The sequence below is a fragment of the Thiobacillus sp. genome (assembly GCF_018780105.1).
Lineage (GTDB): Bacteria > Pseudomonadota > Gammaproteobacteria > Burkholderiales > Thiobacillaceae > Thiobacillus.
On record NZ_JADMKC010000002.1, the window covers coordinates 492204 to 508104 of the forward strand.

Sequence of the window (15901 nt, forward strand, 5' to 3'; positions counted from 1 at the left end):
AATGCCGCAGTTTTTATATAAGCATTTGCTGTTTGAGCGCGGTGGTTTGCGCAATTTTGGTTTAACAGGAGCGGTCGATGGCGGTAACAACCTATTCCGGGGCGGAACAATACAATTTTGATATTGTTAAGAAATTCGCCGTAATGTCGCTGATTTGGGCGGTTGTTGGCATGTTCGTTGGCGTGTATATCGCCTCCGAACTGGCATGGCCGTTCCTGAACTTCGACAGCCCTTATTTCTCGTTCGGCCGTTTCCGCCCGGTTCACACCAGCGCGGTGATTTTCGGCTTCGGCGGTTCGGCCTTGTTTGCCACCTCCTACTATGTGGTTCAACGTACCTGCCAGACTCGCCTGATTTCGGACGGCATGGCCAGCTTCACCTTCTGGGGTTGGCAAACCATCATCGTCACGGCGGCGCTGTCCTATGTCATGGGCTATTCGCAAGGTCGTGAATACGCCGAGATGGAGTGGCCGATCGATCTGTTGATCGAAGTGGTGTGGGTCACCTATCTCATCCTGTTCGTCGGCACCATCATGCGCCGCAAGCAGCCGCACATCTACGTCGCCAACTGGTTCTACCTCGCCTTCATCCTGGCGACCGCGCTGCTGCATACCTTCAACAACCTGGCGATGCCCATCGACCTGTTCTCGATGAAGTCCTACAGCCTGTTCGCCGGCACCCAGGACGCGATGACCCAGTGGTGGTACGGCCATAACGCCGTGGGCTTCTTCCTGACTGCCGCCTTCCTCGGCATGATGTATTACTTCGTGCCCAAGCAGGCAGGCCGCCCGATCTACTCCTACCGCCTGTCGATCGTTCACTTCTGGGCGCTGGGCTTCATGTACATGTGGGTCGGCGCGCACCACCTGCATTGGACCGCGCTGCCGGACTGGACCTCGTCGCTGGCCGCTGCCTTCTCGATCCTGCTTTTGATGCCCTCGTGGGGCGGCATGATCAACGGCATCATGACGCTGTCGGGTGCGTGGGACAAGATGCGTACCGACCCGATCATGCGCTTCATGATCGTCGCGCTGTCGTTCTACGGCATGTCGACCTTCGAAGGTCCGATGATGTCGCTGAAAGAGGTCAATGCCTTGAGCCACTACACCGACTGGACCGTGGGTCACGTTCACTCCGGTGCGCTGGGCTGGGTGGCGATGATTTCCTTTGGTTCGCTGTATCACATGATCCCGAAGCTGTGGGACACCAAAATGTATAGCCAGAAACTGATTGAATGGCACTTCTGGCTGGCCACCATCGGCATCGTGCTGTACATCGTTGCCATGTGGATTTCCGGCATTACCCAAGGTTTGATGTGGCGTTCGTTCGACGAGTTCGGCAACTTGCAGTACTCGTTCGCCGAGTCGGTAGCTGCAATGATGCCCTTCTACGCGATGCGCGCGATCGGTGGCATGTTCTTCCTTTCTGGTGCGGTTCTGATGCTGTTCAATTCGCTCATGACCATTCGCCAGGCCAAGCAGGAGAACGCAGTTCTGGAAGCCAAGCTGGCCGCAAAGTTGGCGCGTGCCTGATCAGGGAAATAAATAATGAACTTCAACTTCAAACACGAATGGATTGAAACCAACATCGGCCTGATGGCCGTGTTGACCATGCTGGCGATCAGCGTCGGTGGTTTGGTGGAAATCGCCCCTTTGTTTTTCATCGACAAGACCATTGAAAAAGTCGAGGGTGTGCGTCCTTATACGCCGCTGGAACAGCGTGGCCGTGATATCTACGTCCGCGAGGGTTGCTATCTTTGCCATTCGCAGATGATTCGTCCGTTCCGCGACGAGAAACTGCGTTATGGTCATTATTCGCTGGCGGCGGAATCGCAATACGACCACCCGTTCCAGTGGGGCTCCAAGCGAACCGGCCCGGATCTGGCTCGCGTCGGCGGCAAGTACTCGAACGAGTGGCAGGTTCAGCACTTGGTCGCGCCGCGTTCGATGGTGCCGGAGTCGGTGATGCCGAATTACCCCTGGCTGCTGTCGACCCCGCTGGATATTTCTGACGCGGCTGATCGCATGAAGGCTTTGCGCAAAGTTGGTGTGCCCTACTCGCTGACGCAGGAAGAGTACAAGGCCAACGTCGTCAAGTTCGGCGAGACGGTGGCACCGCTGCTGCATATCCCGGATGCACAGAAGAACCTGCTCGAGCAGGCCAACTTCGGCAACTATGACGGCGACCGTTCGGGCATTTCAGAAATGGACGCGCTGGTGGCGTATTTGCAGGTGCTGGGCACCATGATTGATTTCAGCAAATACAACGACGATGCGTTCGTCGATAACCGCTGATCGTAGCCGGCAAGGGCGCTGAACATGGAATGGTTGATGTGGTTTTCAAAACCTGAAAACACCAAACCCGTGGCGTTGATCATTTTCTTCGTCACGTTTGTCGGCATCGTGCTCTACGTTTACGGCAGCAAAAACCGCAGCAAGCGGCTCGAAACCTACCGCGATATACCGTTTCTGGACGAACAGCAGGGTGAACGTCTGGGCGATCAAAAAGACACGAAGGACAAGCAATGAGCGAGCAAAAACTACAATCTCAAACCGTGCAGACCACAGGCCATGCCTGGGACGGCGACCTGCAGGAGTACAACAATCCGTTGCCGGTGTGGTGGGTCTACACCTTCTACGCCACGTTTATTTTTGCCATCGTGTACTGGGTCATCTACCCGTCGTGGCCTTTCGGCAAGGGCTGGATTGGCGGCTTGTCGGATATTTCCTATGTGAATAGCGCTGGCGAAACCAAAACGCACAGTTGGAATACGCGTGCTTTGTATCTGGAAGACATGAACCAGGCGGCGGCGGCGCAAAAGCCCTATTTCGACAAAGTCCAGTCGATGAGCTACGAACAGATTTCGCGTGACCCGGAAATCACCGCATTCATCCTGTCTTCAGGCAAGGCCTTGTTTGCAGACAACTGCGCGGCCTGTCACCAGTCGGGTGGCCAGGGTGTGGTGGGATTCTTCCCCAACCTGACCGATGACGACTGGCTCTACGGCGGCTCTTACGAAAAGATTCACCAGACGCTGGTCGGTGGTCGCCGTGGCTACATGCCGAGTTTCAGCGAGGTGTTGTCGGCCGAGCAGATTGGCGATCTGGCCAACTACGTTGCCGGCTTGTCGGGCATTCCGCATGATGCAGCCAAGGCCAAGGCAGGCGATGTCCTGTTCCACAGCGAAACCGCAGCTTGCTATTACTGCCATGGCGCGGACGCCAAGGGCCGCAAGGAAATGGGCGCACCCAACCTGACCGACGGCATCTGGCTGTGGGCGGGTGTGGCGGCGGCACCCTCGAGCGAAGGCAAGGTTGCGGCGATCCGCAACGTAATTTCCACCGGCCTCGCCAAAGGGGTGATGCCGGCATGGGGCGGACGTTTGTCCCCGGAACAAATCAAAGTGTTGACGGTCTATGTTCACGATCTGGGTGGTGGGCTGTAAGCCAGTCAGACTGAATTAAGCAAAAGCCCCCGTTCTCGGGGGCTTTTGCTTCCCACTTATCCAGTAGCGATCACACCATGCAAACAGGTTTAGAAGACCAGCTAGGGCTGTACCAGAAGCGCATCCCCATATTCACCCGCTCGGTGAAAGGTAACTTCAGGCGTTTCAAGACTGCCGTGCTGGTAATGGCATATGCGATATTTTTTCTGCTGCCCTGGCTCCCCTGGTCGCGACTGGATGCGCCGTCGCAAGCTGTTTTGTTCGATGTGCTGGGGCGTCGTTTCCTGATTTTCGGCTTGACGGTGTATCCGCAGGATGTGATCTGGCTGGCCTTGCTTCTGTTCATCGCAGCCATCCTGCTGTTCTTTGTCACAGGCTTGGTTGGGAGGGCCTTTTGCGGCTACTTCTGCTTCCAGACCCTGTGGACCGATTTCTACATATGGATCGAGTCCAAAATACAGGGTGAGCGTCCGGCCCGAGTGCGTTTGTTCCGCCAACCATGGAATCGCGAAAAGCTGCTCAAGATCGGCGGGACCCATGCCCTGTGGATTCTGGCGTCGTTCTGGACCGGACTGACTTTTGCGGCCTATTTCGCCTACGCTCCGCAGTTGCTGGTGAATTTCTTTACGGGCCAGGCCGCCGCTGCAGCCTACATCACGGTCACTGTGCTCACGCTGGCAACTTATGCGGCGGCAGGCTTGATGCGGGAACAGATCTGTACCTACATCTGCCCGTATGGCCGTTTCCAGAGCGTGATGTATGAACCCGAAACCCTCGCCGTGCATTACGACGCCCAGCGCGGCGAAGGCACGCATGGGCGGGCCAGCGTGCGCTCCGGCCGCGGGATCGTGGTGGAACGCCGTTCGCGCGAGCGTGCCGAGGCGACGGTTGCACAGGAGCGCCGCCGCATAAACCGCAACTCGGGCGAACGCGCATTGGCTGAACGCCATGAGCAGGGCTTGGGCGATTGCATCGATTGCGGCCTGTGCGTGCAGGTGTGCCCGGTCGGCATCGATATCCGGGAGGGTCTGCAATACAAGTGCATTTCGTGCGGCCTGTGTATCGACGCCTGCAACACCATCATGGATTCGTTCAATTTTCCGCGCGGGCTCATTCGCTACGATTCGGAGAAGAACCTTGCGTCAGCCACGCCCAGCGCGCCCAAGCTGGCATGGAAACGCCTGAAAATCATTGGTTATGGTGTCGCGCTGGTGCTGATGAGCGCTTATCTGGTTTACAGCATCGGCACACGCGGCAGTTTCGACCGAGCAGTCAACCAGATCCGGCAGCCTTTGTATGTCGTGCTGTCGAACGGCGACATCCGCAATCGCTACCAGATCCGTATCACCAACAAGGCGGCCGAGGATCAGGTTTACGTGATTTCCGTACGCGGTATCCCCGAAGCGGCACTTGATGTCGGTCACTTCCGCGAAATCACCATCAAGCCGGGTCACAGCGGTCTGGTACAGGCCAGTGTGCGGTTGTCGCCCGAGCTGGCCACGCAAACAAAGCACTTCGAGCTGCTGATCACGCCGAAAGGCAAGCCCGCAGAAGCGCGCGCCGAAAAAATCCGCTTCGATACGCCGGGTTTGCGCCCATGACGACAATGAGCACCCTGTTCGGCGGCCTGATCGCCGTGCTTGCGCTGTACGCGATCGGCGGACTGTTCCATCGCCTGCCGGTCGTGTTGCGCGCGGTACTGGCCGCGGTGATTCCGCTGATGGGATATTTCATCCTCATCGTCGGCCGCTGGCCGGGTCTGGATGTCGTGGCGATGCATATCTCGGTATTCTCGGCAGCGGCACTGGTGATGTTTGCCATGACGCAGTTCCGTCGTCGGGGCGGCGCACGGATGCACTGGGTGCCCAAATTGCTGGTTGCATTCTTCATCGGGCTGGTTTTCCTCAATGCGGCGCTGTTGCAGATCGCGACCAAGGGATTGCCCGAGCCACTGGCGCGCTGGTGGCTGGGCAGTGATGGGGGTGCGGTATACAGCGGATTTTCCGGGGTGGTGCCGCATGGCGAGAATGCAGCCAAGGCGGTGTCGTCCGAATTGAGCGAGGCGCATCGCGAATCTCAACTCGGCTGGCAGGTGGAAATCTCCGGCCTGGACAGCGTCGGGCCGAGCGGCCCGATCCAGGTTCGCATCAAGGATCGCACCGGCTTGCCGGTTGAACGCGTAGACGCAGAAGTTCGGCTGTTGCGCCCCGGGGTAACTGAGCCTTCGCTGAGCTTGCCGCTGGCCGCAACCGAAGCGGGCGTATATACCGGCGTGCTGACGCTGCCGGCGAAAGGGCGCTGGCTGCTGGAAATGCGTTTGATGCAGGATGGCAAGCTGTATTACCACACCATACAGGAGCTCGCGGCATCATGAGCGGCATTATGGGGTTCCTGTTTGTGCTGTCCGGCTTGTTCGTGGTGCTGATCATCGTGGGCGTGTTCTGGTCGATCAAAAGTGGCCAATTCGACGATATGGAGGGCCCCGCCGAACGTATCCTGATGGACGACGACGATCCCCTGTTACCGACGCGCCGCTTGAGCGGCGAAGACAAGTCTATTAAAATTCAATAAATTAATTGGAGTAAGCGATATGAAACAACTGATGACTTTCCAGGGTTTTCCGATGGTGCTGGTGGTGGCCTTGATCGTTTGGGCATGGGTCAGCGTACTGTCTGTGTTGGTCGCTTCGTTTTTCTAAGCACCAGCTGGCCGATCCAATAAAAAACCCCCGCCACTTTGAAAGTGGCGGGGGTTTTTTATTGCGTCAACTGCTACGCGCTCAGACCGGAATTGCTGCGCGCATTTTTTGCAGTGCACGTGCTTCGATCTGGCGGATCCGCTCGGCCGATACGCCATATTGCGCAGCCAGTTCGTGCAAGGTGGCGGCTTCTCCCTCGGTCAACCAGCGTGCCTTGATGATGTGGCGGCTGCGATCGTCCAGATTTTCCAGTGCGGCAACCAGCCCGGTGTGGCGCAAACGTTCGGTTTGCTCGCGCTCGAACAGCTGGGCCGGATTCTCATCCGGGCTTGCCAGATAGGCCAGTGGGCTATAGCCCTCTTCACCGTCGTCGAACGTGGGATCGATGGAGACGTCGTGCCCCGACATCCGGGTTTCCATCTCCAGCACGTCCTTGCGGCTGACATTGAGCTCGCGCGCCATGGCGTCGGCTTCCTGCAAGCTCATGCTGTTGAGCGACTGTTTCAGGCTGCGCAGGTTGAAGAACAGCTTGCGCTGCGACTTGGTGGTCGCCACTTTGACCAGACGCCAGTTCTTCAGCACGTACTCATGGATTTCGGCACGGATCCAGTGCAGCGCGAACGACACCAGCCGCACACCGCGGTCCGGGTCGAAGCGTTTGACCGCTTTCATCAGGCCGACGTTGCCTTCCTGAATGAGATCGGCGTGCGGCAGTCCGTAGCCCAGGTAATGCCGGGCCACACTCACCACCACACGCAAATGCGACACCACCAATTGACGGGCGGCATCGACGTCTTCATGGTCGTGCCACGCGCGTGCCAGCCGTTGCTCATCTTCCAGGCTGAGCATGGGATAACGGTTCACCGTCTGGATATAACTTTCCTGGCTATACGCCGAGGGTATAGGTAAAGACATGGACTGATTCATGGATTCATTTCCTCCTATGAAACTCATTTTAGCACTCGCGTCTAATGAGTGCTAAATCGGCGCAGAGTTCCATGGATGTGTGCTTCAGTTTAGCGAATGGCAGAGGTTTGATGCAGCGTGCGCGCCACCGCAATCCAGGCGCCCGCCCAGCCCGTTAGGGTCGCCAGGGCCAGCACGACCGTGATTTCAGTCGGGTTGGGCGGCAACAGCTGGAAACTGGTGCCATACAAGCTGGACAGATGGGCGACTGGCGCCCGCAACAGGGTTCCGGCCAAGGCCAGCACGCCGCCTGCGGCAAGTCCGCCCAGCAAGCCCTGCAACGCGCCCAGATACAGGAAAGGGCGGCGGATATAGCGATGGGTGGCGCCGATCAGGCGACTCACGTGGATCTCGTCGCGGCGGCTGAGGACGCGCGCCCGGATGGCATTGCTCGAAATGGCCATCAGCGCGACAGCGAACAGGCCACCCAGCAGCCAAACTCCGGTGCGGCCAATGGCAAGCGCGGCCTGCAGCCGTTCGATCCACAGGCTGTCAAGGTGGGTTTCCGCCACGCCCGGGAGTTTGCCGAGTTCGGCGGCAACGCGCTTGAGCGCTTCCGGCGTACCGGCCTGCGGGCGCACTACCCAGGCGTCCGGCAGGGGGTTTTCGGTCAGGCCGGCTGTAATGTCGGCCAGGCCTTGCGAGGCGCTGAGTTCAGTGAGCGCTTGCTCCTTGGGGATATGCCGCGCTGCCGCAATGTCCAGCTGTTTGAGGCGCGCCGCAATAAGGTGCTTTTGCGCCGGCGTGACATCGGCAGCGAGAAACAGGCTGATTTCCGGCTGCGCAGGCAGCTCGCCCGCCAGCCGGTTGAGATTGCCAAGCATGAGATACAGCGCGCAGGGCAGGCTGATGGCGACACCCATCGCCAGCGCAGTGAGCAGGGTGACTACGGGCTGGGCCGCCAGACGGCGCAGCGATGAAGTGAGCGCATGCTTCTGGTGACGCAGCCAGCCGATCATGCGGCCACCTCTTCAATTTTGCCGTGATCGAGGTGCAGGGTGCGGCCGCCCAGGGCGGTGATGGCGCGGTCGTCGTGCGTGGCGATCACCAGCGTGGTGCCGACCTGATGGAAGTCGCGGAACATCGCCATGATATCGGCGGCGTAGCCCGCGTCGAGGTTGCCGGTCGGCTCGTCCGCCAGTAGCAGGGCGGGGCGCGACACCAGTGCGCGTGCGATGCACAGGCGCTGCTGCTCGCCGCCCGACAGGCTGACCGGGTTGGATTTTTCGCGGTTCAACAGGCCGACCTTGTCGATTACCGCGCGTGCGCGCTTCAGCGATTCGCGGCGGTCGAAGCCGGCGATGTCGAGCGGCAGCACCACGTTCTCGATCACGTTGCGGTCGAACAGCAGCTTGTGGTCCTGGAACACCAGGCCGATGTTGCGGCGCAGGTAGGGCACGGCGCGCTGCGGCAGGCGACTGATGTTCTGGCCATTGACCGACACGACGCCGGATGTGGGGCGCTCGATGGCGGCGATCAGCTTGAGCAGGGTGGACTTGCCGGCGCCGGAATGACCGGTCAGGAACACCAGTTCGCCCTTTTCGATCAAGAGGTTGGCGCCCGTCAGGGCTTCGTGGCCGCCGGGATAGCGCTTGGTGACCTGGCTGAAGCTGATCATGCGGTGAACACCGCGTCGACGAACTCGCGCGCATCGAACGGTCGCAAGTCGTCCAGACTTTCGCCGACGCCGATGTAGCGTACCGGGATCGGGCGGGCCTGGGCGATGGCAGCAATGGCGCCGCCCTTGGCCGTGCCGTCGAGCTTGGTCAGCACCAGCCCGGTGACCCCGAGTGCATCGTCGAAGGCCTTGACCTGCATGACTGCGTTCTGTCCGGTGTTGGCGTCGAGCACCAGCAGCACTTCGTGCGGCGCGCCGGGCGCGGCTTTTTCGATTACGCGCTTGACCTTCCTGATCTCTTCCATCAAATGCAACTGGGTGGGCAGGCGGCCGGCGGTATCGGCCAGCACGACATCGATATTGCGCGCGCGCGCGGCCTGGATGGCATCGAAAATCACCGCAGCGGAGTCGCCCTTGTCCTGGCTGATGACCGTGACGTTGTTGCGCTCGCCCCAGACCTGCAACTGTTCGCGCGCGGCGGCACGGAAGGTGTCGCCCGCCGCCAGCAGTACCGACAGGCCTTGCGACTGGTAGAGCTTGGCAAGCTTGCCGATGGTGGTGGTTTTGCCGGCGCCATTGACCCCGGCCAGCATCAGGATGAACGGCTGCTTTTGCGTGATGACGAGCGGCGCCTGCAGCGGCAGGAGCAGATTAATCAGCGCCTGCTTCAGCGCCGCCTGCAGGTCGGAGGCTTCGGTAAGGCCTTCGCGCCGCACCTGCTTCTGCAGGGTGTCGAGCAGGGCCTGGGTGGCGTCGACGCCGACATCGGCGGTGATGAGGATGGTTTCCAGCTCATCGTAGAGCTCGGCGTCGATCTTGCGGCCGACACCGAACAGGCTGGAGAGCTGGCCGCCCAGTTTGTCGCGGGTCTTGGCCAGCCCCTGCTTGAGGCGTTGCGCCCAGCCGGGACGGGCCGGCGCCGCGTCGTCTGCTTGCGCGGCAGGCGCGGCCTCGGGTGGCGGTGCGATGGGCGCCGCAGGCTCGGATACGACGGGTTCGGACGTGACCTGTTCCGGCGCAACGGGTTCGGCAGCCGTTGTTTCCGGTGCGGCAGTGGGTTTGGACTTTTTGAAGAAACTAAACACGGATAGAGGCGGTCTGCACAGCAGTTTGACGAACGGCCTAATCTTATCATTCGGCTACGGCTTATTATTCGGGCTCATTCAATTCGGGGTGGTGACATGCGGAGCATGTGGGGATTCGTGTTGGCCTTGGTGGTCGGCAGCGTGCAGGCGGCGGTGACGGATGTCACGCTGGACAATGGCATGCGGGTGATCGTGCAGGAGGATCATCGCGCGCCGGTGATGGTGTCGCAGGTGTGGTATCGCGCCGGTTCGATGGACGAATTCAACGGCACCACGGGGGTGGCGCACGTGCTCGAGCACATGATGTTCAAGGGGACGAAAACCGTGCCGCCGGGCGAGTTCTCGAAAAAAATTGCGGCGGCGGGCGGGCGCGAAAATGCGTTTACCAGCCGCGACTACACGGCGTATTTCCAGCAGATGCAGAAGGACCGGCTGGAACTGTCGATGCAGCTGGAAGCCGACCGTATGGCCAATCTGGTGATCAGCGACGAATTGTTTGCCAAGGAAATCCAGGTGGTGATGGAAGAGCGCCGCCTGCGCACCGACGACCAGCCGCAGTCGGTGGTGTACGAACGCCTGATGGCGAACGCGTATCAAACCCACCCCTACCGTCGACCTATCATCGGCTGGATGGATGATCTCGAGAACATGAGCGCCCAGGATGCGCGCGACTGGTATGCGCGCTGGTATGTGCCCAACAACGCCACGCTGGTAGTGGCGGGCGATGTGAAGGCCGATGAGGTGATCGCGCTGGCCAGACAAACCTTCGGCAAGTTGCCGTCGCGCGCCTTGCCGTTGCGCAAGCCGCAGGACGAACCGGCCCAGCTCGGCAACAAACGCATCGTGGTCAAGGCGCCGGCGCAACTGCCCTACCTGCTGATGGCGTGGCACGCCCCGACCCTGAAGGACTGGCAACTGGACGCTACCCCGTATGCCCTGCAGATACTGGCGGGCGTACTGTCGGGCAACGATTCGGCCCGGCTGCAGAAATCGCTGGTCAAGACGCAGCAGATTGCGGTGGACGCGAGTGCGGGCTACGACCCCGTGTCGCGCGGGCCGGGCATGTTCATGATCGATGCGACGCTGGCGCCGGGCAAGACGACCGCAGGACTGGAACAGGCCATCCGCAGCGAAATCGGCCGCATCCAGCGTGAAGGCATCAGTGAGGCCGAGCTTGCGCGGGTCAAGGCACAAGTGATTGCGGCCGACGTCTACCAGCGCGATTCGCTGTTTTATCAGGCGATGCAGCTCGGCGAATACGCCACGGCAGGTCTGCCGCCGGAAGCGCTGGCACGCCGTGTCGACAAACTGCGCGCCGTCACTGCGGCGCAGGTGCAGGCCGCGGCGCAGCAATACCTGCAGGATGATCAATTGAGCGTGGCCGAACTCGCTCCCCAGGCCTTGAAACCGCAACCGCGCCGCGCGGCCGTGTCGGGAGTGCGTCATGTCAATTAAGCGTTTTGTCAGTGTTTTGCTGTTGAGCCTGCCGCTGTCGGCGCAGGCCGCGATTAGCATCCAGAATTGGCAAACCCCGCAGGGCGCGCGCGTGTATTTCGTCGAGAGCCACGAACTGCCGATGCTGGATATTTCGGTCGATTTTCCGGGCGGCAGTGCGCGCGATCCGGCCAACCAGCCGGGGCTGGCCCAGTTGACCCACGGCCTGCTCGATCAGGGCGCGGGCGGGCTGTCCGATTCCGAAATTGCGCACCGTCTGGCCGATGTCGGTGCCGAGTTAGGCGGCACGTTTGAGCGTGACCGTGCGGGTGTCACCCTGCGCACGTTGTCGTCCGGCGCCGAAAAAACCGCTGCGCTGGCGTTGCTGGCGCGGGTGCTGCAACAGCCCGAGTTTCCGCAGGCGGTCATCAAGCGCGAAAAACAGCGTCTGATTGCGGGCATCCGCGAAGCCGAAGCCGACCCCGGCACGGTCGCCGGGAAGGCGTTTTATCGTGCGCTGTATGGCACGCATCCGTATGCCCACGATGAGTCGGGCGACCCTGCTGCGATCGCAAAGCTCACGCGTGGCGACTTGCAGGCGTTTTATCGTGCGTACTACAGCGCGCCCAATGCGGTGATTGCGCTGATGGGCGACATCAGCCGCACTGAGGCCGAGGCCATCGCGGCACGGCTGGCGGCAGGCTTGTCGACGGCGGCGCGCGTGGCCGAACTGCCGAAGCCTGTTCCGGCGCCGGTCTCCGATACGCGCATCGCCCACCCGTCCACGCAAAGCCATGTGCTGGTGGGCGCGCTGGGGATGGCGCGCAGCGATCCCGATTTCTTTCCGCTGTTTGTCGGCAACTATGTGCTGGGCGGCGGCGGTTTTGATTCGCGGCTGATGAAAGAAGTGCGTGACAAGCGCGGCTATGCCTACAGCGCTTACAGTTATTTCATCCCCATGCAGGCGGCCGGACCGTTCCAGCTCGGCCTGCAGACCAAGCTCGAGCAGACCGGCGACGCCCTCAAGGTGGCCAAGGACACGCTGCGGCAGTTCATCGCCGCGGGGCCGAGCGAGGCTGAACTCACGCAGGCCAAGTCCAACCTGACCGGCGGCTTTCCGCTGCGCATCGACAGCAACAAGAAGATACTCGACTACCTGTCGGTGATCGGTTTTTACAATTTGCCGCTGGACTACCTGGACACTTGGGTGGGCAAGGTCAATGCCGTCGATGTGGCAGCCGTGAAGCGGGCGTTTGCGCGCCGGCTGGATGCCGACAAGCTGGTGACCGTGGTGGTGGGGGCCGAGGGTGCTCGCTAAACGTGCCGCACCGAAGCGGGCGCATGGGGTCGCCAACCGGGTGCGCATCATCGGCGGCAAGTACCGCCGCCGTTTGCTGGATTTTCCCGACGCCGACGGTTTGCGTCCCACGCCCGATCGCGTGCGCGAGACCTTGTTCAACTGGTTGGGACAGGATTTGCCGGGCTGGACCTGCCTCGATCTGTTTGCCGGCAGCGGCGCGCTGGGGTTCGAGGCCGCCTCGCGCGGCGCGGCGCGCGTCATCATGATCGAGCGTGACGCCCAGGCCAGCCGCGCTCTGGAGCAAAACCGCGCGATGCTGGGCGCCAATCAGGTCGACATTCTGCGCGTCGATGCGCTGGCTTGGCTGGCGAACAATCGCGAGTCCTTCGAGCTGGTTTTTGTCGATCCCCCGTTCGATAGCGGGCTGGCTGCGGCCGTGTTGCCCAATCTGGGTACGCACCTGAAATCCGGCGGCCAAGCCTACGTCGAACAAGCCATGCCGGTGGTCGCACCGCCCGGGCTTATCATCCAGCGCAGCGGGCGCGCAGGGCGTTCGCATTTTGCGTTGCTGATCAAGGAGTAAACCATGCTGACGGCTGTCTACCCCGGCACTTTCGACCCCATCACGCGCGGCCACGAAGATCTGGTGCGGCGCGCGGTGCGATTGTTCGATCACGTCATCGTCGCGGTAGCGGAGTCCCGCAACAAGCGACCGTTTTTCAGCATGGACGAACGCGTGGAGATGGCGCGGGAAGTGCTGGCCGACGTGCCGAAGGTGCGGGTGGAAGGCTTTTCCGGGCTGTTGATCGACTTTGTCGCCGAACAGGGGGCGATCGCCGTGTTGCGGGGGCTGCGCGCGGCGTCCGACTTCGAGTACGAATTCCAGCTGGCGGGAATGAACCGCAACCTCAAGCCGGACATCGAAACCTTGTTCCTGACGCCGTCGGATCAATATATGTTCATCTCCGCCAGCATGATCCGCGAAATCGCCCAGCTGGGCGGCGAGGTCGCGCCGTTCGTCCACCCGTTGGTGGCGCGGCGATTAAGTGAGAAAATTAGCAAAAACTGATATGACCCGGAGAATCCCATGTCGATGATGATCACGGACGAATGCATCAACTGCGACGTCTGTCTGCCCGAATGCCCCAATGACGCCATTTCCCAGGGCGATGAAATCTACATCATCGATCCGAACAAATGCACCGAATGCGTCGGCCACTTCGATACGCCGCAATGCGTGGAAGTGTGCCCGGTCGACTGTATTCCGCTGAATCCCGACTATTCCGAAACCAGGGACCAATTGCAGGCGAAATTCCTGCGCCTGACTGCCGGCAAGTAAAACTCAGGCCGTTTTGGCCAGCTGTACCCCGCTGAGGTCGTCGGCCAGGGCATCGACTATGCGCGTGTTGATGCGCGCAAGATTGTCCATCTGGTCGGTCACCGTCCCTATCGTCGCATCGAGTTCGGCAATCCGGTCGTCCAGCGTTTCGGTCGCGGCGTGAATGCGGCTGACGCTTTCCAGGCGGCGTTTCAGCTGGATTTTATGCTCGCGGATCTGGGTTTCCATCGGTGAAATCGTCGCCTTGAGCCAGGCTTCGGTTTCGCTGTTGGCCAGTTCGAACACCTGCACTACCTTGCTGGCCAGGGTTTCGAAGAAGCGCGCCGTCAGCTGGCGCTGGCCGACGGTCAGCATTTTGAGCGTGGTATTGAAGCGCTCATCGAAAATCCGTTCCAGCCGGGTCATCTCCTTGCAGTATTTTCCCAAGCTGTAGTCCGGCGGACTGACCGCTGCCAGTCCATGTTCGTCGCTGAACTTCTGGTACATCGCATCCATCATGGCGCGGATTTCCAGGATGACATCGCTCGATGCATTCAGATTGGCGTCAACCTGGCGGAAGAAGTGCCCCATTGCCTCGCGCAGCCCGGCGCTGAAATAGCTTTTTTCCATGGCCTGGCGGACCTGGCTCACCTCGCGCTTCAGCGCGGGCATGCCCAGATGGTCGCGCAACACGTCCACCCGCGAGGCAAACACGTTGCGCAGCGCATTGAACTGCTGCAAACCGCGCTCAAACTGCTGTTTGTCTTCGTTGGCTTTGCTCATCATGCTCTGGATCACGCCGCGGTTCTTGCCACGCAGGCTTTCCAGCTCATCGACCTGATCCTGGATCGCAGCGAGCCGGGTTTCCAGCAGCTCGGTGGCCTTGACCACCGCATTCTCGACGACCAGCTGCGAGGATTCGCCGACCAGCGCCTGTTTGCACGGAATGAGTTCCTGCGTCAGGGCGGCTTCCAGCTCGGGCAGGCGGCTTCTCGTCAGCAACGCGGCGTCGCCGCGCACTTTTGCCACCAGCGCCTTGTGGGCCGACACCGGATAGATCTGGTTGATCGGCAGCTCAAGCAGGGCCGCGCTGCTGGCCGCCTGCTTGGTGATTTCTGCGTTGATTTCGGTCTCGGTCTTGAGTTCGTCCCACAGCCCGTCAATCTTGTTGAGCACCACCAGGCGGGCGCGGCTGGCGCCGCCGAGCGGGGCAATGTGGTGGTGCCAGATTTCGATGTCGGACTTGGTCACACCGGTGTCGGCTGCCAGCAGAAACAGCACCGCGTGGGCGCTAGGCAGCATGCTGAGTGTGAGCTCGGGTTCGGTGCCAATGGCGTTCAGCCCCGGCGTATCGAGAATGACCAGCCCCTGTTTCAGCAAGGGATGCGGGAAATTGATCAGGGCGTGGCGCCAGCGCGGAATATCGATGTGGCCGTCGTGCGCCAGGTGGCGGGCGGTTTCCTCGTCTTCCGGGTCGATCAGACCATAGGCTTCGGCCGTGGCGGCGTCGACGCGCAGGGTGTCGGCCAGCCGCATCAGCGCGGCGCTCATTTCGTCGGCCGAATCGAGGTTGAGCGGGAATTCGGACCAAGCGGCGGCATCGTGCTTGAAATCGGCCAGGCTGCCGGGCTGGGTCTTGGTTTCGATCGGCAACAGGCGTAGCGAGGCCGCGCGCAGTGGCGTGTAATACAGCTCGGTGGGGCACATCGTGGTGCGCCCGGCGGACGACGGCAGCACACGCTGGCGGTAATCCGAAAAGAAAATGGCGTTGATGAGCTCGGATTTGCCGCGTGAGAATTCCGCGACAAAGGCCACGTTCAACGTGTCTTCCTGCAGGCGGCCGAGCAGCTGGTTCAGCCGCAGCTCGGAGTCGGCATCGCTCAGTTCCTGGATGTTGAGCCAGTCGCGCAAGGCTTCGACGCGTACATAGACCGCGTCGCGCCAACGGCTGTAGTGCTCAAATTCATCGACCAGAGTGGTGGAAGTCATGGGGTTGGTTTTTCAGCTGAAGCGCGCCTATTTAACGACAGTTTGATG

17 protein-coding genes are annotated in these 15901 nt (G+C 60.9%); 12 read left to right on the forward strand and 5 right to left on the reverse strand.

What is annotated here, in order from left to right:
* Positions 1-77: 77 nt before the first annotated feature.
* The 7 genes from ccoN to ccoS all read left to right on the forward strand — a co-directional run bounded on the left by ccoN (position 78) and on the right by ccoS (position 6016).
* Positions 78-1532 (forward strand): cytochrome-c oxidase, cbb3-type subunit I, encoded by a 1455-nt coding sequence (ccoN, locus tag IV098_RS02860; protein ID WP_296886250.1) that lies wholly within the window; start codon positions 78-80, stop codon positions 1530-1532.
* A gap of 15 nt (positions 1533-1547) precedes the next feature.
* Positions 1548-2294: a cytochrome-c oxidase, cbb3-type subunit II gene (ccoO, locus tag IV098_RS02865; protein WP_296886252.1), complete on the forward strand. Its 747-nt coding sequence runs from the start codon at positions 1548-1550 to the stop codon at positions 2292-2294.
* Between the two features lie 36 nt (positions 2295-2330).
* A complete protein-coding gene (locus IV098_RS02870; RefSeq protein ID WP_296886254.1) occupies positions 2331-2528 on the forward strand; it encodes a cbb3-type cytochrome c oxidase subunit 3 in 198 nt (65 codons plus the stop codon).
* Positions 2525-3445 (forward strand): cytochrome-c oxidase, cbb3-type subunit III, encoded by a 921-nt coding sequence (ccoP, locus tag IV098_RS02875; RefSeq protein ID WP_296886257.1) that lies wholly within the window; start codon positions 2525-2527, stop codon positions 3443-3445. The genes IV098_RS02870 and ccoP overlap by 4 nt, the downstream gene beginning before the upstream one ends.
* A gap of 77 nt (positions 3446-3522) precedes the next feature.
* Positions 3523-5046 carry a 4Fe-4S dicluster domain-containing protein gene (locus IV098_RS02880; RefSeq protein WP_296886260.1) on the forward strand — a complete coding sequence of 508 codons (1524 nt, stop codon included), beginning with the start codon at positions 3523-3525 and terminating at the stop codon, positions 5044-5046.
* A complete protein-coding gene (locus tag IV098_RS02885) occupies positions 5043-5819 on the forward strand; it encodes a FixH family protein (RefSeq protein WP_296886264.1) in 777 nt (258 codons plus the stop codon). The genes IV098_RS02880 and IV098_RS02885 overlap by 4 nt, the downstream gene beginning before the upstream one ends.
* Entirely contained in the window at positions 5816-6016 is a 201-nt protein-coding gene (gene ccoS, locus IV098_RS02890) for a cbb3-type cytochrome oxidase assembly protein CcoS (RefSeq protein WP_296886266.1), read from the forward strand. Before IV098_RS02885 ends, ccoS begins: the two co-directional genes overlap by 4 nt.
* A gap of 208 nt (positions 6017-6224) precedes the next feature.
* On the opposite strand, the gene rpoH is transcribed toward ccoS, so the two are convergent.
* From rpoH to ftsY, 4 genes are all read right to left on the reverse strand, one after another.
* Complete coding sequence (rpoH, locus tag IV098_RS02895) at positions 6225-7070, reverse strand: RNA polymerase sigma factor RpoH (RefSeq protein WP_296886269.1); 846 nt, start codon at positions 7068-7070, stop codon at positions 6225-6227.
* 89 nt (positions 7071-7159) lie between these two features.
* Positions 7160-8068 (reverse strand): permease-like cell division protein FtsX, encoded by a 909-nt coding sequence (ftsX, locus tag IV098_RS02900; protein WP_296886272.1) that lies wholly within the window; start codon positions 8066-8068, stop codon positions 7160-7162.
* Positions 8065-8727, reverse strand: coding sequence for a cell division ATP-binding protein FtsE (gene ftsE, locus IV098_RS02905; RefSeq protein WP_296886275.1), 663 nt, complete (start codon positions 8725-8727; stop codon positions 8065-8067). The genes ftsX and ftsE overlap by 4 nt, the downstream gene beginning before the upstream one ends.
* The gene (ftsY, locus tag IV098_RS02910) at positions 8724-9812 is read right to left on the reverse strand and encodes a signal recognition particle-docking protein FtsY (RefSeq protein ID WP_296886277.1); all 1089 of its coding nucleotides are present in this window, start codon (positions 9810-9812) and stop codon (positions 8724-8726) included. The genes ftsE and ftsY overlap by 4 nt, the downstream gene beginning before the upstream one ends.
* 96 nt (positions 9813-9908) lie before the next feature.
* Here ftsY and IV098_RS02915 point away from each other — a divergent pair, with 96 nt between their 5' ends.
* From IV098_RS02915 to IV098_RS02935, 5 genes are read left to right on the forward strand one after another with little or no spacing between them, the layout of a single operon-like run.
* A complete protein-coding gene (locus tag IV098_RS02915; RefSeq protein ID WP_296886280.1) occupies positions 9909-11267 on the forward strand; it encodes a pitrilysin family protein in 1359 nt (452 codons plus the stop codon).
* On the forward strand, positions 11257-12564 hold the full coding sequence (locus IV098_RS02920) for a pitrilysin family protein (protein ID WP_296886282.1): 1308 nt from the start codon (positions 11257-11259) through the stop codon (positions 12562-12564). Before IV098_RS02915 ends, IV098_RS02920 begins: the two co-directional genes overlap by 11 nt.
* On the forward strand, positions 12554-13129 hold the full coding sequence (rsmD, locus tag IV098_RS02925) for a 16S rRNA (guanine(966)-N(2))-methyltransferase RsmD (RefSeq protein ID WP_296886284.1): 576 nt from the start codon (positions 12554-12556) through the stop codon (positions 13127-13129). Before IV098_RS02920 ends, rsmD begins: the two co-directional genes overlap by 11 nt.
* Before the next feature lie 3 nt (positions 13130-13132).
* Positions 13133-13615, forward strand: coding sequence for a pantetheine-phosphate adenylyltransferase (gene coaD / locus IV098_RS02930; protein ID WP_296886286.1), 483 nt, complete (start codon positions 13133-13135; stop codon positions 13613-13615).
* An 18-nt stretch (positions 13616-13633) separates the two neighbouring features.
* Positions 13634-13885: a YfhL family 4Fe-4S dicluster ferredoxin gene (locus IV098_RS02935; RefSeq protein ID WP_296886288.1), complete on the forward strand. Its 252-nt coding sequence runs from the start codon at positions 13634-13636 to the stop codon at positions 13883-13885.
* A gap of 3 nt (positions 13886-13888) precedes the next feature.
* On the opposite strand, the gene IV098_RS02940 is transcribed toward IV098_RS02935, so the two are convergent.
* Positions 13889-15853, reverse strand: coding sequence for a dynamin family protein (locus tag IV098_RS02940; RefSeq protein WP_296886290.1), 1965 nt, complete (start codon positions 15851-15853; stop codon positions 13889-13891).
* Between the last annotated feature and the right edge of the window lie 48 nt (positions 15854-15901).